Here is a 20,149-nt window from a genome sequence, read left to right on the forward strand (position 1 = left end):
ATCATATCTTTATACAATAAAATATAAAAAAGTGCCCATCGAGATGATGAGCACTTTTGAAGTAACCTTTTGGTGTCATTGACTACACTTTTTTAATCTTGTGTAACTGTCACATCTAGAGTTACTCGGCGATTTGGCTGTAAGCAATCAATCTCTTGCCGACGCGGTAAGTTTGTAGAACATTCTTTAACAGGCTGAGATTCACCTGCACCAATGGCAAGCATAGAACTTGGGTTCACACCGCGCTGTACTAAATAACTGCGCACGGTTTGCGCACGTAACTGTGATAGGTTCATATTATACATATCATCACCCTTGCGGTCAGTATGACCGGTGATAACGATACGGGTATCACCCATATCTTGATATTGTCTTAGCTTAGCCGCTAACTCATCAAGCTCTATTTTACCTTTCGGTAGCATATTTTCAGGTTGCCATTTGTCAAATTTAAATAAGGCATCGGCTCCTAAATTAATACGCTCTTTAATAGGCGCAGCTGGGGCCTGAACAATCACAGGTGGTGCTGGTTGCATAGGTGCTGGTGCAGGCTTTTTAGGAGGGCAATCAGCGGGCTTCCAATAAAACTCCTGTCCTCTAAAGTCTGTGTCAAAAATGACTTTATATTGACATACCTTTACTGAATCATCAGGCATATAGAACTTCATAATATAATAAACTCATAAACACTAAACTCATTAAGCTAAAAGCTTTAGTCAGAGAAGTCTTTAACACTTCGAATGGCTCAGCAGGTACGCGTACTATCACAGCTATTTTATGGCATCAGCATGGCGTTAGGCTGATTCGTTATAGAGCTGGTAAGCTTATGAAGCGTATGGGTCTTGTCAGTAGCCAGTTTAAGCGTCATAAGTACAAGCGCTATGATGAGGCTCATAAAGTTTATGACAATGTACCTGATCGTCAGTTTACGCCTACTGTACCAAATCAGGTATGGACAGGTGATGTATCAAAGGTGGCTGGTTCTATCTAGCAGTGGTTATAGACTTATATGCCAGACGTATTGTTGGCTTTGCTCTGTCAGATAGTCCAAATATTGAGCTGACTACATCTGCATTAAACATGGCGTATCACATAAGACTTAAATATAAAGGCGTGCTGTTCCATTCAGATCAGGGCAGTCATTACACTAGTGAGGATTATTCTAAGTGTGTTGCCGAGTGCGATGGTGTGACGCATAGTATGAGCCGATGTGGCAACTGTTGGGATAATGCGCCTACTGAACGCTTTTTTAGAAGTTTTAAGACGGAATGGATGCCAAAAAACGGTTATGGAAATATTAATGAAGCAAAACAGGCTGCGAGTGCTTATATTTGGGACTATTACCAAAATGTCAGACCGCATAGCTTTAATGAGAATTTAACACTAGCCGAAAAAGAGAGACTTTATTTTAATCAAAACCTCTTATGAGTTGTCTAATTTTAGTTGACCACTACAACTCAGGCTCACTGTAGTGACTGCCGTCAAGGTCAATGACTAAGTTAGTCGTATGCGCTAGAAAATCAACAATATAGTGACCAATGGGTACTTGTCTTCGAAACTTAATCCCCAATTGATTAGCTCTTAACCGTTGCCACAATGCTTTTTCAGCACTAGTAATATTCTGCTTAAGTGTTTCGCTTTGGTTTTCGTGCTTAGAGAGATTAAATAACTCATTTCAACAAAAGCTCCCTCTTTTTTTCAGAGGAAGCTTTTAAGTTGTTTGCGGATAATTTCTATACTCTTATTTCCATGGTGGGTTATTCTTCCATAACGAATTTTTCTCTCCATCACAAGACCCTACCCATGGGTCAATTGGTATCCCATAATCACTCCATACCTCAAAATGAAGATGAGGTCCAGTAGACTTTCCAGAGCTTCCTACCTGACCGATAACATCACCTTGCTTCACAATATCACCCTGCTTAACTTTGACAGATCCTTTCTTTAAGTGTCCATATCTAGTTGCAAAAATTTCCCCATTGTCGTGTTTAATAACCACTAAATTTCCATCATCAAAACACCAAAAACACTCTGAACCGTTATCAAATAGATCATTTGGACAATAGTTTCCTGAAGTTGTACATACTCTGCCTCCAATGTTTTCACCAGGAAATCCAATTCCTTCACCAGTTTCTTCTGGTATAAAGCAGTCTCCCTTACTATCGTCGGGGCAACGGTCATACTTACCATCGTAGCTCCATAATACTTCACCATCCAAAGCTGCTATAACATCCATCCCTTTTTCCATATTGATGTACGTAGTGCCAATATCAGTACCAGCGTGTGTCTCATAGCCTGCTTTACCACCACAAGTAGCCATTCCATCACCAATGATTTCGAGTCTATTATAGCCATCAATATCAGGATAACCAATCCAACTATCACAATTTACACCAGGCATGCACTTAATTGGCCAAATTAATTTTGAGCTATTAGAAGGTCTACTAACAACTTCATACCCACTATTGAATAGCACTTTTTTACCATCAGGTGTTTTAATTAGAAGCATATTGCTTGAAGGTGCTGAAGGGGCTGTGCATTCAATAACTACCTTTGAGGGTGAAGCGCTTATAACACTTAAAGCACCTTTACTATTACAACCCTGCACTTTTAGAAGTTGCTTGGTTGGCAACATACTTCCTGTTAATGTCACTCTGAATGTGGAACCTATAATAGGTTGGCTAGGTTGTACTTTAATGCTATTTATCTTCATAGCTTCATTAGTAGGACGAAGAATGACTTCATGTCGTACAGATGTATTCAATTCATTGTATAAATTAGAAAAAGCAACTAACTTCACTTCATAATTGTCGCCATACTCAAGCGCAAACCTAGCATTTTTCGGATTGGTTGCGTCTAATGTATAATAAGCCTCTTCCTTAGTGCGCTGATTAGTTACCTTAACCTTCCAAGTATCAATCAAAGGGTTGCTTTTATTTTCTTCGTAAGACTTTTGAAAATCGACCTCATGAATGATGCGTTGAGTAAGCTCATCCCAGCGACCATCTAATGGCTTGATAGACATCACTAGGCTTTGATCTTGAACACACTCCTTAAATCTATTGCCTTCGTACCATTTATAAGGATAATTACCCTGCCAACCAAAACCTATACTCTGTTTCATACCCAAAACATTGATGTTACCTTTTATATTTGCTTTAATTAATAATTCTGACAAAACATCAATACTAGTAGACACACATGCATCACCTTCAAAACGATCTTTCCAGCTTGTCCAATTAGATGATTCGGGAGAAATCATCTTCCAACTCCCTTCTCCAGTTATGGAAGTATCAAGCTTATATTTAATTATATCTGCTTGGACGGCTAATGGTCTTACACCACCTATTAATAAATCTAAAGCTGGTGTAACACCAAGTTGATGTTTAAGCTGAGCATCACCTTTTATTTTCAACTTAATAGTAGGATCTTCTATTTCATTAAACACTTTACCCGTCAAACCTCCTTGTCCATCACCTTTGAATGATGCACCACGTTTAAATGAGAGATCTTCAAGCTCACCAGCTACTTTCCCTTTTAATACAACTTCACCATCTGCTCTAATGTAAATCCATATAATAACTGAAGCCGCACTGTTTGCTTTTAGTGTTTTTTCATCGATTTCTCCAGCAAATGGTTGCGCTGTAGGTGCAAGGCTGATAACAATACCACCTAAAGGGAATAAACCAGATTTATCTTTACTATCCAAGCCACCCAAGTTTGCGAAGCCTGCACCCAAAGTGAGCTTATCCCACATATTTTCTTTATCATTAGGCATTTTCATCATATCAGCAATACTAGGCATTGTAGCGGAGAGTTTCAAATTATCAGAATCGTTGGTCTTAAAACCAACTTCTGCTGATACTTTACCCAACATATAGCTCTCTAGACTCTCCCAACCTTCATTACTCTTATCATAGATAGCTTTCTGTACCATAACGTAGTCTTTCATATTGACTTGGCCAAATAACTGCATAGGAATGGCTTTATTACTTACTGAAAACTTCACACTGTAGTTTGCGCCTAAATTATTACTATTTTTATCGATTGGCTTACATTCATGTACAAAACCAATTTTTGCTTCAGAGTCATTATTCTTACCAATGTTAAACTTTAAGTTGATGTTCGGTTTAAATGTAGATTGTCGCTCATCCCAACCCGTGTAATTAGAGTTTGATACAGTATTATCGCTAATCTTGTTAGCTAAATATTGCCCACTATTGTTGATTGCTGTCGATGCATTACAATTACGTCTGTCGAAATCATTGAAGTCTATCAAACCTGTTTGATGATTTGATTCATCAGCATTTATCTCAAGCTTCACATTAGGATTTACTTGCACCACACCTATTACCTTCGCATTCTGCCTTCTACTATCAAAATCAAGATTTATTCTATCAAACACTTCTTCTGCCATAGCAGGTCGCATCCTAACTACACCATTGCTTTTTAAGCTGTCAACTACTCCCGCATATCCAAAGGGTAGCTCTGTGTTAGGTGCTAATTGAACTACACTACCTCTTTTAATTTTTTTGATTTCTTCAGAGTTAGTTGGCAGGCTAAATTCAATACCGTTATTTGAATCTTTTATATCTTTAATTAAGGTGGCTTGTTTATCTTCAATAATAACAACTTCTGGGTTTATTTCAGTTTCCAATATATTAGAACCTTGTTTATTCTCATCTCCGTTTCCATCATCACCCCCACAACCTGTTAAAGCTGACAAGGCTACAACCGCAATACCTGATTTAACATAAAGCTTTCGATAGCTAAATCCATGCAATCGAGCAGTAGCATGGCAGTTTTTTCGACGTTGCAATATCTTGCTAAGAGCAGTAATCAAATCATCTTCTTTCAAAGCATTCAAAGCATTCAAAGCATTCAAAGCATTCAAAGCATTCAAAGCATTCAAAGCATGAGATGAACAGGACAAACCACCTTGATGCTTATAATGAGCACATCGATACCCCTTTAGTGGAGAGATGTACTTTTGGTAGAATCGAATAATTATTGTGAATATTGAAACCAATAACAGTTGCAACATTGAAGTAATCCAACCCTTTTTACCTAATTTATTTATCATGACGCTGTCCTTACAACTATTTAACTAAAATATCGTATTGATGAAACCTACTAAAACCTATACCCCAATCCCACTTGCCACAGCGTCTGTTTACTCTCACTATCTGGATATTGGTAACCGTTTTGAACATCGCTTTGCTCGTACTTAAATGTTTGCCGACTGACGCCAGCGATCATGCTTAACTGTTTTGATGAGGAGTATTGCCCCACTATCCCTAATTGAGTGACTCCAGCGTTGCCAATATCTTGATTTAAACCCAACTTAGGCACATCGATATTACTATCAACTATCTTTCCTGCCTTTGCTTGCACTTTTAGGATGAGAGGTACTTGAAGACTGGGTTGCCAATCAATGTTTGCCCCAGCCAATATTGCTGTATGGCGAAAATCCTCGGTGTACTGAGTCAGCTCACGCCTCCAACGTTGATGACTGATGGATAATAAAGGCGTCATAGATAAGTTGGCATTAAGCGCATGGGTCAAGCCCAAGTCATAGTAGACACGCCACATTTGATTATCTGTATTGGTTTGATAAGGGTTTAACTCATTGCCCGATTGCAGGTAGCCATCATAGTCGGTTTCACCCCTCGCATAACGTACCGCAAACTTACCGTAAGGCGACCATAATTGCCTACCGTTTGCCAATTGAAAATCGATGGGGTCAAGCGTATTGGTCAAGTTAATTTCTACACTGGGTAGACTGCCTGTTTCAGTATTGAGTACGCCGTCAGTAGTTAGCCCTGTCGCATCTCTCTCCTGATAGTCTTGATGCACCTGACCGACCTTCAACTGCCATTGCCAATCCTCTGCATGGGCATGACTAACGGACAAAGCAACAAAGACAAGCGTATAGCCCATTATTATTCGATACTTTTTAAGATATTCGTGACCATACATCATCGATTTATCTCTCATAAGTTTAATTTAATATATTTTTAACTTATTTATATCATATTAAAAAGACAAAAACTGTCCGATATGTCGGACAGTTTTCAAAAATATTTTGTGACATAATAAAAAAGTAGAGAAAAGATAGAATTACAAATATGGATGACGAATAATACAAACCATATATTTAGGCGGGTATCAGATGAAGGCAGCTCTAGCGCAATATATAGATGATTACTGCAAAAAGAACAAAATCAGCAAAGAGCGACTGGCAAATCATGCCGATATTGCTCGCAGCACCTTATATGACATATTAAATAATGAAACTATGCCCACGCTTTTGAATATCACTAAGCTTGCAATGGCGATGCAAGTACATCCTCAATATTTGATTAAACTAGAATGGAATCGCTATCGTTTGCAAGGCTGTCGTACCAAGCCACTGATGCCACTGCAAGAGCCTGAGCTTCAGTATTATAAAAAATCAGACAGTTGCAACTTTATTAGCGAGACTGTTGCGGATGGTAGTATCGTTTGTACTAATGAGCGCTTTTTTAAGACTTGGCGATTACAAAATACGGGAGAGGAAGTTTGGGAGGGGCGACGCCTGCAATGTCAGAATAGCAATGATGACATCTATAAGAACTCTTGCCTGCCACAGGTCGCCAAAGAGCGTAGCTTATGCATAACACCTGTTGAAGACTGTATTGATATACCTACCACTGCTGTGGGTGAATTAGTTGACTTAACTGTTGAGTTAATTGCGCCCTCTGTACCCTGTCATGCATTGTCTTACTGGAAAATAATAGATAAAGATGGAGAGTACTGTTTTCCAGAATCCATAGGGGTGTATGCTAAAATACAAGTTGTCTCCGCAGGGTCGGCGTGCATCTAAACTCTATCGTTAATTCTCCTCAAAATAGATACCAATCCCAATCAACCAAATATAAGTATTACAGCTGTAAGTTAAATGAAGTTAACCCCCTATTAGTCAAAATTAATTAAAAAATAATGCGACCACAACAGCAATGCTTCTCTCCTGCCTACATTGGCTATAAATTAAATCACTATGTGACTGTTCATTTTGTGTACTGATCATTTAAATGAAGGTTAGCATTTATTTTTCAGAGTCTATACATGACTGTTACACGTCAATCTACCAGCTAATAAAAAAGAGCAAACTCGGTTGAGTTTGCTCTTTTTAAGTGGACTCAAGTGACGGCTAAAGCAACTCGTTATTAGCCGCCAATCTTCTTATACTTCATACGCTTAGGACCGGCGTCATCACCCATCGTTTTCTTACGGTAAGCTTCATATTCAGAGTAATTACCATCAAACCAGACTGGACCTTCTGGCTCAAAGGCCAAGATATGAGTCGCGATACGGTCAAGGAACCAGCGGTCATGAGATACGACCAATACTGTGCCTGGGAATACCTGAATCGCATCTTCTAGCGCACGCAGAGTCTCAACATCTAAGTCGTTTGATGGCTCATCCAGTAAGATAACGTTTGCGCCCTGCTTTAGGGTTTTCGCTAATTGCAGACGGTTACGCTCACCACCAGATAGGTTACCAACTAACTTTTGTTGGTCAGAGCCTTTGAAGTTAAAGCGGCCAATATAAGCACGGCTTGGCGTTTCATAGTCGCCAACTTTGATGATGTCTAGGCCGTCTGATACTTCTTCCCAAACGGTTTTGCTGTCATCTAAGTTATCACGAACCTGACCCACATAGGCCACGCTCACACTTTCACCCAATTCAACCGTACCCGTATCTGGTTTATCTAGACCGGTCATCATGTTAAATAATGTGGTTTTACCTGCACCGTTAGGACCGATAATACCGACAATACCTGCTGGTGGCACATTAAAGCTTAGGTTCTCATATAGCAGACGATCACCAAAAGATTTTGAGATATTGTTCACCTCAATCACTTTGTTACCTAGGCGAGGACCAGGTGGAATATAGATTTCAGAGGTCTCGTTACGCTGCTGGAATTCTTTCGAGTTCAGCTCTTCAAAGCGCTGGATACGAGACTTAGATTTGGCCTGCTGACCTTTTTGGTTTTTACGCACCCACTCAAGCTCTTTTTTCAGCGCTTTGGCAAATGACTCTTCTTGCTTTTGCTGCTCTTCTAGACGCTTATTCTTCTGCTCTAGCCACTCAGTGTAGTTACCCTCATATGGATAGCCATAGCCGCGGTCAAGCTCAAGAATCCACTCCGCCACGTTATCTAGGAAATATCTATCGTGGGTAATGGCAACGATGGTTCCGCTAAAGTTCTTCAAGAACTGCTCTAGCCATGCAACAGACTCTGCGTCCAAGTGGTTAGTCGGTTCGTCAAGAAGTAACATATCAGGGCGGGATAATAACAGACGGCACAGTGCCACACGGCGCTTCTCACCACCTGACAGCTTACTCACATCAGCATCCCAAGGTGGCAGACGCAGTGCATCGGCCGCTTTTTCAAGTTGGGTGTTTAAGTTGTGTGCATCCCAAGCTTGAATGATATCTTCCATTTTGCCTTGCTCTTCAGCAAGCTTATCGAAGTCAGCATCAGGCGCGGCGTATTCTGCATAAATCTCGTCAAGACGAGTCAACGCATCTAACGCTTCACGCATACCGTCTTCCACGTTACCGCGAACGTCTTTGCTATCATCAAGCTGCGGTTCCTGCGGCAAATAGCCAATCTTAGTACCTGGCTGCGCACGGGCTTCACCGCTATATTCGGTGTCCACGCCAGCCATAATGCGTAGTAAGGTTGACTTACCCGCACCGTTGATACCTAAAACACCAATTTTTGCGCCAGGGAAGAAAGACAAGCTAATGTCTTTTAAGATTTCACGTTTAGGTGGAACAAGTTTTGACACCTTGTTCATGGTGTAAATATATTGTGCCATTAAGACTCCATTATTAGTATGTGGCTTATCTAAATCAGCCATTAAAAAGCAAATAAAGTGATAACGGGCATTATCGCATATTGGCCTAAAGTTATCATCTTATGTTATTGGCTTATCTTTATCAAAACTGCCCTTTTTGAGCTTCTTTTATTCAATTAACCTAGTCTTGTCTTCAGTTTACTTAATCTTGTTCTAAAAGATGATTTTTCTCTAAATCATCGTCACTCATTAATAGTTGCCTCAAAACATATGATTATGCCTGATTAATAAAAACAAACGCTTATAAATAAAAGCTTACAGACAAGGTTTAATAAAACTTCTAAACTAAAGACTAGATAATCATAATAATAATGCATAAACACATGCTAAGCGCAGCTATACTATCTGTTTATAATTTAAGCTATAACGACAAAATCATTAATAAAGCATTTTTCATGCTGTTAATTGATACTAAGAATTTACATTAATAATAAGACAATTAGGAGTACCTCGTGAAAGACATTAATATTACTCATAATACTCAAGAAAACCGTTTTGAAACAACCATCGATGGTCATACTGGATTTATCAGCTATCAAGACCAAGGTGATGCTATTGTTTATGATCATACTATCGTGCCACCAGAGCTTGGCGGTCAAGGTGTTGGCTCAGCATTGGTGAAACACGCGTTAAATTATGCACGTAGCGAGAATAAGAAAGTGGTACCTGCATGTTCATTTGTTGATTCATATATTAACAAGCATGAAGAGTATCAAGACTTAGTCAAATAAGTGGTGATAGGCTCTAAATGCTAGAACTGCTCCACACTCTATACAATAGGCTAGCAACTTTAGTATATTATCCCGCTAGATACCTTTTACTTTTTTAGGAGGGCTGTATGAGCCATCTTACCGACGCTCAAGTAGAGATACAATTGCAAGAATTAAATGGCTGGAGCAAAGACGGCAATGCGATTGTAAAAACCTTTGTTTTTCACGATTTCATTGAGGCCATTAGCTTTATGACTCAAGCGGCTTTTCATGCACAAGAGATCGAGCATCACCCAGAATGGACCAATATCTATAATGAGGTGCACGTTCGCCTAACCACTCATGATTTAAATGGTATTTCTAGCCATGATATACGCTTGGCCAAGCGTATGGAACAGATATTACAACCTAAAACCTTTTAAATATAACCTTTAGAATATGAAATAGTTTTTATATTCTAAGGGTTATAATCTATACTAAATCGTGCTATCTATCAGATAGCACGACTTTTTTTGGAATAGTGAATGAACATTATTGGTAGGCTAATACTCTGTGGCAAATTTTAATACCCACCTCACTGGCGGCTTTATCATCAGTGGGGTTTTGGGCTTGGTAACCTATAAAGCAGGTCTGGTCGGTGCTGAAGAATTTTTATTATGCGTGCTTGCTGGCACGGTCGGCGGATTGCTGCCCGATATCGACTCTGACAACTCAACACCGATTAAGCTTGGCTTTAATTTAATGTCCTTTGTGATGGCGTTTTCGCTCTTGATTCATTGGCGCAGTGAATTATCACTGGTTTCTATGCTATTGCTCTGGCTCGCAGGCTATGCCTTTGTGCGCTATGCCATCTTTGCTGTGTTCACTAAGCTGACCGTGCACCGAGGAATCATTCACTCCGTCCCCTATATGCTGGTTTTGGCCTTACTGTTTACTAGCATAAACTACTACGTGTTGGATACACCGCCTGCCACTAGCTGGTTCTATGGGGCCTTTTTATTATTAGGCTCTTTGGTGCATCTTGGACTGGATGAAGCCTATAGTGTTGATTTATTAAACCAACGCCTTAAGCGCTCGTCAGGTACAGCAATGAAGTTCTATCAAGACTCGCAGCGCTATTATTATCTTGGCTTATATGCCATTTTGTTAGTGATGATTTTTGTATCACCCCCATTTGAACCGTTTTGGCGCAAGGTATCTGACCCCGTTACTTGGTGGCTATTAAAAGACTCTATATTGCCAGAAGTCTTAACCCGTTAAGTACGAGGCGAAGCCATTAGTATTAATAATAGCTTTGCTTACGGTCCAAGCTATTAAGACTCTGGATTATTGCTAATCGAAGGTTTAGGGATTGGCAATCCTTCGCGTATATTCTGCGAATAATCATAAGCGCTTTGGTTATCCGCTTCACTAAAGCTGGCGACTTTAGGATTAATATGAGCACGTTTATACCACTGCTTAATATCCCAGTTCCCTGCCGGCAATAATCCTTCGTCATATAAATAATTTGGCACATAACCAGACGCCAAAATACGATAGTCACGAGGGAATAGGCCGTCACCTTTAGTAACATCGCGCGCCATATCAAAAAGCACCGTGGTACAGTTACGTATTAAGGTGTTATACCATTTGGCTTCTTGCTGCAGCTGCTCTGCTTGATTAAGATATTGTAAAAACAGATCCTGAATCTGCTGCTGCGTCATACCTTGCACTGGGAATAGATACACCTGTTCACCACGTACATTGCTGCGGGTATAAACAATATCGCGTTCCTCTGCCGCTACTACTATCATCTCAAACTGTTTAAAAAACCCGCCTATAGCCGAAAACACTTCATCTTCTTCTTTACGAATCTCAATCGAGAAGCTCAGCGGCCTATCATCTTCAAAACGGAAGCTCAACAAAGTATGCCCGATAGGCGCCCCCATCCAGTAGGAATTAATAATATCCACCCCAGACAGCTTGCTTAAATCAATCGTACGATCGACCCAACGTTCTTTAGCAACCAGATCAATTCTTTCACCTTTTTCTTCTGATGTCTCTGCAGCGACTTTATAGTAATAAGGCTCTGTAGGCTGCACCAGTGTCTCGCTATCTGGCGCGCGCACCCAATCAAAATCACGCACATTATGCAGCTTAACCAGATTTGGATTCTGCTCATCTTGGCTGATACTTAAATAACGACTGACCTCAGGCTGCCAAGGACGGTCTTGCTTAGCCGGTAACCATGCAAACCACATAGCAAGTAATACCCATAAGACTGAGAAGCCTGCCAGCCACTTGGCGCCTTGCTTTGAATGGCGAATATAATTGACCAAAGTTATTAAAGAGAAGGCGGCAACCACCGCCACCACTAGCCAGCGCATCACTGGGTAATCGACTAACTGAATCCACAGCAGCAGGCCTGCCCATATGGCACACACGATTAATGTCAAAAAGATAAGCGCTTTTACCACGCCTTTAATCACTCTCGCCGCCAAACGTGTTGCCGGCTGTAAGCGAAGCTTAAGTCGAGAGATCAAGGAGCTTTTTTGACATAGTGGGTGTTCATCCGTAATCCAAAAGTGGACTCAGTTTATTTCAGTCATAACAACATAGCAATTGCGTCTCACAGTGACAATACAAAATAGCAGTCAAAATAGTGGTGTTTACCGTTGAATATCAACGCCCCTTGGGATAAAGTGAGAGCAACTTAATAACCATACGAGGTGATAACTTCCCCATGTCTGATGACAATTCTGGCACAGCTAGTTGGTCAATGCGCGGATTAAAGCGCTGGCTAAATACCGCCCCTGAGACTCGAGATGAGCTAATCAAACTTGTTCAAGACTCGCACCAATTTTTAGAGCCTGATACTGTCGATATGTTAGAGGGCGTCCTCGACCTGCCAGCAACTCAGGTTCGCGAAATCATGACACCGCGTCCACAAGTAGAAGGGGTTCATGAAAATGACAGCTTGGCTGATATCATGGACATGATTTTGGAGACCAGCCATTCACGCTACCCTGTCTTTGACAGCCAAGATGATGATGCTGTCATTGGTATCTTGTTGGCAAAAGACCTTATCCCTCTACTTGTTAACCTAATTCGTAAAAAAGACGATGGCAATACCTCGTTTCGCCTAAAATCATTGGTACGTCAGCCCCTTTATATCAGTGAAACCTCACGCTCTGATACGCTACTGCGCTCATTACAGCGCACCCAAGTGCATATGGCAGTCGTGGTCGATGAGTTCGGTAATATGGTCGGTGTGGTGACCATGGAAGATTTATTAGAAGAGATTGTTGGCGATATTGTCGATGAGCATGACGATTTCGATGAGGACAGCGATATTAATAATATTATTCCGCATCCTGAAAAACCAAACACTTGGATCGTGCAAGCCTCAACCTTAATTGAGGACTGTAACGAAGAGCTGCATACCCGTTTTGATGATACCGATGTCGATACCATGGGCGGCCTTGTAATGCAGGAGCTTGGGCATGTAGGCGACCTAGAAGGCGAGAGTGTCACCACGCAAGGTTGGCATATCTCTATCATTGACGTCGATGGCCGCTTTATTAAAGTGCTAGAGCTTACCCCACTTACGGATTATGTAGACGACGATGAATAATCAACCCTTCCCTTTAAAGACCTTGCCTAAAAGTATGCGTACATTTGGCGCTATTATTAGTGCAGGCATATTACTGACCGCTTGTGCGACTACTCCTAACAGCTCTAGCCCATCGAAAGCTCAGCCTGTAGCCAAAGGCCCCGTGATTGCTTTGGTGCTTGGCGGTGGCGGGGCTAAAGGCTTTGCTCATGTTGGCGTTATCAAAGTACTTGAAGAAAACAACATTAAGCCAAATCTAGTCGTAGGCACCAGTGTTGGCAGCTTTGTGGGAAGCCTTTATGCTAGCGGTAAGACAGCCAATGAGCTTGAATCAATCGCATTGAGCGTTCGAGATAGTGAGCTGACTGACCCGACCTTATCCTATCAAGGCGTGATTGAAGGCATAAAGCTGCGAAACTTTGTCAATCAGCAAGTCAACGGCCTGCCTATCGAATCGCTCCCTACCCGATTTGCTGCCGTGGCTGCAGAAAAACACAGTCTTAAAAAAGCCGTCTTCACAGAGGGCAATACAGGCTTAGTGGTTCAAGCGTCTAGCAGTGTGCCAAACATCTTTATTGCACCGCGTATTCCTGACCCTGCCTTATCCGGTATTATTGGCAAAAAATACATTGATGGTGGTGTGGTCAGTATTGTACCGGTCGATACCGCAAAATCACTGGGCGCTGACGTGGTAATTGCTGTGGACTTGCAAGTCGGTACGGGGGATAGCAATAATAAAGATAATGCGCTAAATAATAAAAATATTTGGTCTCTAATTGAGCAAGGCTATAGTAACTACGCCAATAGCAGCGCTAATTCACGTAATAAAAAATCCTCAGGGTATTCGCAAAATTATCAGGCAGCCAATAGAGCTGAGATAGCGCGTGCTGATGTCTTGATCCAGCCAAATGTGGCAAATATTAGTACCATCAATACCCTTGATCGTGAGCAAGCCATTGAGGCAGGAGAAGCTGCCGCACAGCGTAGCTTACCGGCTATATTTAAAGCAATTAAACAAGCGGAATCTACCTATCGAATAGCATCAGCACAATAGGCGTTATTTATTATAAACAGCGTTCATTCTAAAGAGCCTCAAACACTGTTTGAGGCTCTTTTAACTCTTAGGCTAATATCAGATAACATTAAGGCTATTAAGCGGCAGGATCTTGAGTAAAATCAAGCTCAAACACTCTTGAACTGCCACTAACCTCAAAACCTACCAATAACAATGGCTTGCCAGAAGGCGACTCCTCTGCTGAAACAAAAGTTAGACCTTCAGGACCTAAGTCACCATCAGCATCCGCTAGCAGGGTACCGTCTTTTGCTGCGGCTAATTTTGTATCATCAAAGCTGCGTGTATTAATCTCACCCAAAAAGTGCACATTGTCAGGGTCAGTGACATCAAACGCCATCACACTTGAAATACGCTCAAGGCCAATAAAGGCAATCGTTTGTGAGCCGATATGCCCGATGGTTACGCCTTCTGGCTCAACGCCTTTGTTATCACTGCGGTTGTCCGCTTCATTTTTATCGTTGCTGGCATTAAAGTTATTCGGATACTTCTCTGCGGTGTATCTGGCCATAAAGCTGCCGCTGTCATAAACTGGCGTGGTCAAGTTATCGACATCCCAAATACTAAATGAGCGGGCGCCAAAGCTGTATAACGCGTCATAGATACCATCGCCATTACTGTCACCCATGGTATTGGTAAAGTCGATTTTACCCAGTGCTTTTTTATCGCTACAGTCCAAGTTATGACAAGCCAGCGCATTAAATTTAGCAGGGTCTACCTCGACATCTTTAATACCAATCTCTTCATTGAAGTCGCCCCATTCACGTGCATCACCCTCGTTTGCCGTCACTAAATACCCTTTATTACCTACTGAATAATAAGCAATGGCATCTGGCATATACATGCCCATAATCGGCCATGTTGTGATGTTAATGGCATCATCTTTATTACTGACATCCAGCTCATTACCTTCAACTGAATGATCTTTTGCACCCAGTGCTTTAATAGCAGTCACATCAGCAGAAGCAATATCAACGATGGCTATAGCATTATTCTCTTGCAAGCTCACGTAAGCCGTCTGACTGTTTTTATCGACTGCGATATATTCTGGCTCTAAGTCTTCAGCGACCGTACTCATACTGCCGTCTGCTTTTTGACCAAAGATACGCACGCCAGCATCAATTAATTGCTGTTTTTGCGAATTAAACTTGGTAAATGTCGCGGTTTGCACCAGTGGATTGTTGATATCCATTAGGTTGATAATACTAATTGAGCCTTCAGCATCCACCTGATAGTCATCATCAGGCTCGCCTTCATTGGCAACCAACAAGTAATTACCATTTGGGGTGAAGGTCACCATATCAGGCAACGCACCAACGGCAATAGTTTGTAATCGCTGTAAGCTATTGGCATCATAAATCACCACAAAACCATTATCGCTTTTCACATTCGCTTGAACAGCCAGTGCAATCAAGTCGCCCTGTACGGCTACGCTGTTCACAGTACTGCCAATATCAGAGACATCCAATGCTTGTTCAAATACCGGTTTAGTGATGTCTGAGATATTAAGTACGTCGACTTTTTTGTTTTGTGCATTGACCACAAAGCTGCGTTTTGTCGGTGCATGAAATGCCACAATCTCGGCCGCAGATTCATCAAACATGCCATGCACATAACTGCCGACAGGGTTAAACACCACACGGTTATAGTGCGTCATTAGCTCCACAGAGTCATCGTCTATCACACTACTAATATTGTTATCTGAGTCACTACCACAAGCAGATAAAAGAAAGCTTGTTGATAATAAAGCGGATGCCCAAAGGGTGCGTTTTAAGCTGTTTTTTAATAAAGAAGGTCGTGATGTCTGTGATGCTAAAGGCATGGTGGGTCCCTATCATTGTGTGAAGGCTTTGGTAAACGGATGTAATAAATGGCTTTGTGAGACGTTATCTATGACACAGACTACGTTTGCTTTATTAAGGTTTCATGACACATAGCTTTAAAACCTAAAAAAGCCCACTACCATAAGGGTAATGAGCTTTTTGATTTTACTTAAGTGTTAACTAATCGCTAGTCACTAGCGACTCATAGGCTGTCTAAAAACTATCGAACAACAGCGCGGTATTTCATCACTGCTGTCTCATCGATACCTAAGCCTTCAATGGTCCAACGTAGATGTTTATAGTACTCAAGTGGTACATCTTGCAATTGACCATTGATGCGGCCACGTAATGGCATGCGGCTATAGTTCGTACCATCCACACTGGCAGAAGCAGTATCTGGAGCAACTTCACCAGCAAGCTTCACTTGGGCAGGAATGCTCATGGTTACTGTCATTTTGCGCATACGGTCTGGGCTGTGATTGGTCACATAAGTATGATATTCAATCACATTACCTTTTTGTAGACGCGTATTGGCATCAATAGGTTTTAAGGCTGGCTGACCTTGTGCATCAACGCTAACTAATGCAGCGACAGTCTTAGTTTCAACCTGATTGGCCCCATTAACTCGGCCGGCATTCATCTGATTTTGACCTTGAACTTGGCTTTGATTTATTGCTGCAGCATTGGCTAAGTTGCTAGGATTGTTCATCTCAGGCTCAGGCGTTGGCAACATAGCCTGCGCACTCATGCTAGCCACTAACATTGCTGAGGCGAATGCCGCACCACTGGTCAGTTTGGTTAGCAACGGAAAAGATGCATAAGATTTCATAAAGAGTGTCCCTTATTGTATGTTTATGGATATGACAATGGAAAAAAGTATGTCAGTGCGTGATAGCTTTACTGGCTATATCTTAAATGGTCTTAACAGGCAAAGTCAGCCTTTCTCAGTGGCTATCGTTAACCATAGCCACCTATCACATATAACTTTAATAGTCTTATATAAATAGCTATGTATATCACTCAATATGAATTACTCAACCGTATTATTGAGTATGGCCATTTTCTTAAGGCTATTTTTATTTTAAGGTCAATTATAATGGACCTTAAAGCTGACATTGATCCTATTAAAAGTGAATAATGAGCCATAGTATGCGACAAATTCACGTAATTATCTGTATTAAGTCAGTTTCTGTGCCCTTACTGCTAAAATAAAGATAGCCCAAGTTGGGATTTTTTGCTATCGTAAAAGCGTCTATCCCTCTCTTAAGCCTTAAGTCCACTGCGATATTTTATATATGATTGATACTGCTATGCCACAAATAACTCCAGATTATGTTCATTGGTTTCGCAACTCTGCCCCTTATATTAATACTCATCGAGGCAAAACATTCGTTATTATGTTTGGCGGCGAAGCGGTTAACCATCCGAACTTTAGCAATCTTATCCATGACTTTGCTTTATTACATAGCTTAGGTATTAAGCTTGTGTTGGTCCATGGTGCCCGCCCGCAAATTGAGAAAAATCTACAAGACCTTGGTATAGACTCGCCGCTACATAATGATATTCGAGTCACGCCGCGAGAAGCCATGCCAACTATCTTACAAGCGGTAGGCGCTATCCGTCTACAAATTGAAGCTCAGCTGTCTATGGGGCTCGCAAACTCTCCTATGTATGGCTCACGCATTGATGCGGTGTCAGGTAACTTTGTAACAGCCAGACCTTATGGTGTGCGTGATGGCGTTGATTATCAAATGACCGGTGAAGTTCGCTCTATTGATGTTGAAGCTATTAAGAATAACCTACAACATAGCCATATGGTTATTTTAGGCTCTATGGGCTACTCTGCCACAGGTGAAATCTTCAACTTATTGGGCGAAGATGTGGCGTTAAAAGCAGCAGTCGCGCTAAAAGCAGATAAGCTAATTTTCTTAGGCAACGAGACTGGTATTAATGAAGAAGGCCGTCTGCTTCACGCTATGATTCCAAACGAGATTGACCGCTTCTTGCGTGACCGTGATTTAGACCGTGAAATCTATTACTTCTTGCACTGCGCGGCACAAGCTTGCCGTGACGGTATTCATCGTACCCATATTATCTCTTATGCTCAAGATGGTGCCTTGCTTGAAGAATTATTCACCCGTGATGGATCAGGTACACTGATTAGCCATGACCCATATGAAGAGATTCGCCGTGCCAATATCGATGATGTGGTCGGTTTAATTGAGCTGTTGGCACCACTAGAAGAGCAAGGCATTTTGGTGCGCCGTTCACGTGAGCGTTTAGAGCAAGAGATTGAGCTATATAGTGTCATTGAACGTGATGGTATGACTTTAGGCTGTGCTGCCTTATATCCATTAGATGAAGATTCTGCAGAAGTGGCCTCTATTGCCATCCACCCTGATTACCGCAATGGTAGCCGCGGTGCCGACTTATTAGCTTTCTTAGAACAACAAGCGCGCAGTCATGGCCGCCATCAACTATTTGCATTGACGACCCGTACCGCGCATTGGTTTGTTGAACAAGGCTTTGAAGAAGTTAGCGCTGAAGAATTACCTGAGCCACGTAAGACCACCTATTATAATGGTCGTAACTCAAAAGTCTTCCGTAAAAAACTATAAGTCGACTACTTTTAAGCTTTAGCTGAATAAATTTCCACACAAAAAAGGCCTGCGATTTGCAGACCTTTTTTATATGAATTAGCGACTAAATATCTATCTAGCAATATCTAATATAACTCGACTGATTAGATTATTGTGCTGATGGTGCTGCCGCTGGCTGTTCAGGCATTGCTGGGTTCACTTCAATCATGTCTACTTTGAAGATTAAAGTACTGTTTGGATCAATACCTGGGTTACCCGTTTCGCCATACGCAAGCTCTGCAGGGATATATAATTCATACTGACCACCCTCTTTCATAAGCGTTAGACCTTCGCTAAAGCCTGGAATCATACCTTGTACTGGGAATACAACGGGCTCACCACGGTCATACGAGCTATCAAATACGGTACCATCAAGTAATTTGCCTTCATAGTTAATTTTAACCATATCGCTGTCACTTGGTGATTTGCCATTACCTGGCTTAAGTACTTTATACTGAAGACCAGATTCAGTGGTTTTAACACCCTCTTTCTTAGCGTTTTCGGCTAGGAACTTATCGCCTTCTTGTTTATTAGTGACGGCTGCTTGCTGCATTTTTTCCATCATTTCAGTCTGCTTTCTTTCCTGATAGCTCATCACAACTTCTTGCATTTGCTCTTCAGTTAAAGCCGCTTCCTTACCGTTATAAGCATCTCTAAAACCAAGCTCAAAAGTATCTAGATTTAAGTCATCAACCATCTCTTTATTGCCTTCAGCCATCATGTAGCCGATGCTGTAACCTACTTTTTCAAGCTCAGAGCTTTGCTCAGTGACTGTCGCCGTAGAGCTGCTTTGTTCAGATTTATTGCCATTATTTGCACATGCAAATGCAAGCGAGCTTAATAGGGCAACTGCAAGTACTTTAGGGGCCATTACTTTTTTCATAAATAAATGTTCTCTGTAGTGAATTAAAATTATATTCAGATTGAATGAAATAATGTGTCCCTGTTATAACCGTTAAAGGTGACACATTATCGTTTAATGCGATTTATGTTTAATACTGTTTATCGCTTATCTATAACACTGTTTAAAGCTAATTAAATCAATTACCTCTTTCTTCTAAGATATAAAATAAAGAGAATGTGTTTACACCTAAACTTTAATGAAATATTAATTTAGTAAAATCGACGAACCAACATCGGTATAATTTTAAAGAATCCTATAGGATACGTTATTTATATCAATGGGGCTAATAATATCAAAATCGACACTCATTCACCATACAGCTACGTTAATACGATAGATAAATGTATAGAATATGTTAATAAATTGGTGCTATATCACATTTATATGCATATATTTAAACATATATGAAAGATAGCTGTTTATTATTGTTAACTAATCCGATAAAGTGGGGTCGTGAACTGTCAGTTATTTAGATTGGCTATTATTGACCAACTGATATCATT

Annotated in this window: 17 protein-coding genes and 1 pseudogene; 9 read left to right on the forward strand and 9 right to left on the reverse strand. The window is 41.0% G+C overall.

Features of this window, described 5'->3' with window-relative positions:
- Positions 1-92 precede the first annotated feature (92 nt).
- The gene (locus AC2SLM_RS03390; protein ID WP_486552003.1) at positions 93-653 is read right to left on the reverse strand and encodes an OmpA family protein; all 561 of its coding nucleotides are present in this window, start codon (positions 651-653) and stop codon (positions 93-95) included.
- A gap of 41 nt (positions 654-694) precedes the next feature.
- Between AC2SLM_RS03390 and AC2SLM_RS03395 the strand changes: the two genes are divergently transcribed.
- Positions 695-988: an IS3 family transposase gene (locus tag AC2SLM_RS03395; RefSeq protein WP_486552031.1), complete on the forward strand. Its 294-nt coding sequence runs from the start codon at positions 695-697 to the stop codon at positions 986-988.
- Between the two features lie 2 nt (positions 989-990).
- Positions 991-1,425, forward strand: coding sequence for a DDE-type integrase/transposase/recombinase (locus tag AC2SLM_RS03400; protein ID WP_486552005.1), 435 nt, complete (start codon positions 991-993; stop codon positions 1,423-1,425).
- 22 nt (positions 1,426-1,447) lie between these two features.
- Here AC2SLM_RS03400 and AC2SLM_RS03405 read toward each other — a convergent pair.
- From AC2SLM_RS03405 to AC2SLM_RS03415, 3 genes and pseudogenes are all read right to left on the reverse strand, one after another.
- Positions 1,448-1,636 (reverse strand): annotated as a pseudogene (locus AC2SLM_RS03405) (endonuclease domain-containing protein); the annotation flags it as partial.
- 102 nt (positions 1,637-1,738) lie between these two features.
- On the reverse strand, positions 1,739-5,080 hold the full coding sequence (locus tag AC2SLM_RS03410) for a peptidoglycan DD-metalloendopeptidase family protein (protein WP_486552007.1): 3,342 nt from the start codon (positions 5,078-5,080) through the stop codon (positions 1,739-1,741).
- A 50-nt stretch (positions 5,081-5,130) separates the two neighbouring features.
- Complete coding sequence (locus AC2SLM_RS03415) at positions 5,131-5,979, reverse strand: hypothetical protein (RefSeq protein WP_486552009.1); 849 nt, start codon at positions 5,977-5,979, stop codon at positions 5,131-5,133.
- A 190-nt stretch (positions 5,980-6,169) separates the two neighbouring features.
- On the opposite strand from AC2SLM_RS03415, the gene AC2SLM_RS03420 reads away from it, so the two are divergent.
- Positions 6,170-6,862 (forward strand): NBR1-Ig-like domain-containing protein, encoded by a 693-nt coding sequence (locus AC2SLM_RS03420; protein WP_486552011.1) that lies wholly within the window; start codon positions 6,170-6,172, stop codon positions 6,860-6,862.
- Positions 6,863-7,205: 343 nt separating this feature from the next.
- Here AC2SLM_RS03420 and ettA read toward each other — a convergent pair whose 3' ends face one another.
- On the reverse strand, positions 7,206-8,867 hold the full coding sequence (ettA, locus tag AC2SLM_RS03425; RefSeq protein ID WP_486552012.1) for an energy-dependent translational throttle protein EttA: 1,662 nt from the start codon (positions 8,865-8,867) through the stop codon (positions 7,206-7,208).
- A 491-nt stretch (positions 8,868-9,358) separates the two neighbouring features.
- Here ettA and AC2SLM_RS03430 point away from each other — a divergent pair, with 491 nt between their 5' ends.
- The 3 genes from AC2SLM_RS03430 (at position 9,359) to AC2SLM_RS03440 (ending at position 10,876) form a co-directional block, all read left to right on the forward strand.
- Entirely contained in the window at positions 9,359-9,637 is a 279-nt protein-coding gene (locus AC2SLM_RS03430) for a GNAT family N-acetyltransferase (RefSeq protein ID WP_486552013.1), read from the forward strand.
- A gap of 107 nt (positions 9,638-9,744) precedes the next feature.
- Positions 9,745-10,038, forward strand: coding sequence for a 4a-hydroxytetrahydrobiopterin dehydratase (locus AC2SLM_RS03435; RefSeq protein WP_486543844.1), 294 nt, complete (start codon positions 9,745-9,747; stop codon positions 10,036-10,038).
- 130 nt (positions 10,039-10,168) lie between these two features.
- The gene (locus AC2SLM_RS03440; protein ID WP_486552015.1) at positions 10,169-10,876 is read left to right on the forward strand and encodes a metal-dependent hydrolase; all 708 of its coding nucleotides are present in this window, start codon (positions 10,169-10,171) and stop codon (positions 10,874-10,876) included.
- 53 nt (positions 10,877-10,929) lie between these two features.
- Here the strand turns inward: AC2SLM_RS03440 and AC2SLM_RS03445 are convergent, their stop codons facing one another.
- Positions 10,930-12,138, reverse strand: a complete 1,209-nt coding sequence (locus tag AC2SLM_RS03445) for an Lnb N-terminal periplasmic domain-containing protein (protein WP_486552017.1) — start codon at positions 12,136-12,138, stop codon at positions 10,930-10,932.
- 200 nt (positions 12,139-12,338) lie between these two features.
- Here AC2SLM_RS03445 and AC2SLM_RS03450 point away from each other — a divergent pair, with 200 nt between their 5' ends.
- Positions 12,339-13,229 (forward strand): CBS domain-containing protein, encoded by an 891-nt coding sequence (locus tag AC2SLM_RS03450; RefSeq protein WP_486543847.1) that lies wholly within the window; start codon positions 12,339-12,341, stop codon positions 13,227-13,229.
- Positions 13,222-14,262, forward strand: a complete 1,041-nt coding sequence (locus AC2SLM_RS03455) for a patatin-like phospholipase family protein (RefSeq protein WP_486552018.1) — start codon at positions 13,222-13,224, stop codon at positions 14,260-14,262. Before AC2SLM_RS03450 ends, AC2SLM_RS03455 begins: the two co-directional genes overlap by 8 nt.
- A 97-nt stretch (positions 14,263-14,359) precedes the next feature.
- On the opposite strand, the gene AC2SLM_RS03460 is transcribed toward AC2SLM_RS03455, so the two are convergent.
- Complete coding sequence (locus tag AC2SLM_RS03460; protein ID WP_486552020.1) at positions 14,360-16,102, reverse strand: choice-of-anchor I family protein; 1,743 nt, start codon at positions 16,100-16,102, stop codon at positions 14,360-14,362.
- A gap of 221 nt (positions 16,103-16,323) precedes the next feature.
- On the reverse strand, positions 16,324-16,932 hold the full coding sequence (locus AC2SLM_RS03465; protein WP_486543850.1) for a hypothetical protein: 609 nt from the start codon (positions 16,930-16,932) through the stop codon (positions 16,324-16,326).
- 466 nt (positions 16,933-17,398) lie between these two features.
- On the opposite strand from AC2SLM_RS03465, the gene argA reads away from it, so the two are divergent.
- Positions 17,399-18,721: an amino-acid N-acetyltransferase gene (gene argA / locus AC2SLM_RS03470; protein WP_486552021.1), complete on the forward strand. Its 1,323-nt coding sequence runs from the start codon at positions 17,399-17,401 to the stop codon at positions 18,719-18,721.
- A 130-nt stretch (positions 18,722-18,851) separates the two neighbouring features.
- Here the strand turns inward: argA and bamJ are convergent, their stop codons facing one another.
- Positions 18,852-19,625 (reverse strand): BamJ family beta-barrel-assembly machinery protein, encoded by a 774-nt coding sequence (gene bamJ, locus AC2SLM_RS03475; protein ID WP_486543852.1) that lies wholly within the window; start codon positions 19,623-19,625, stop codon positions 18,852-18,854.
- Positions 19,626-20,149 lie beyond the last annotated feature (524 nt).

It is taken from the genome of Psychrobacter sp. CX16, from assembly GCF_057396245.1.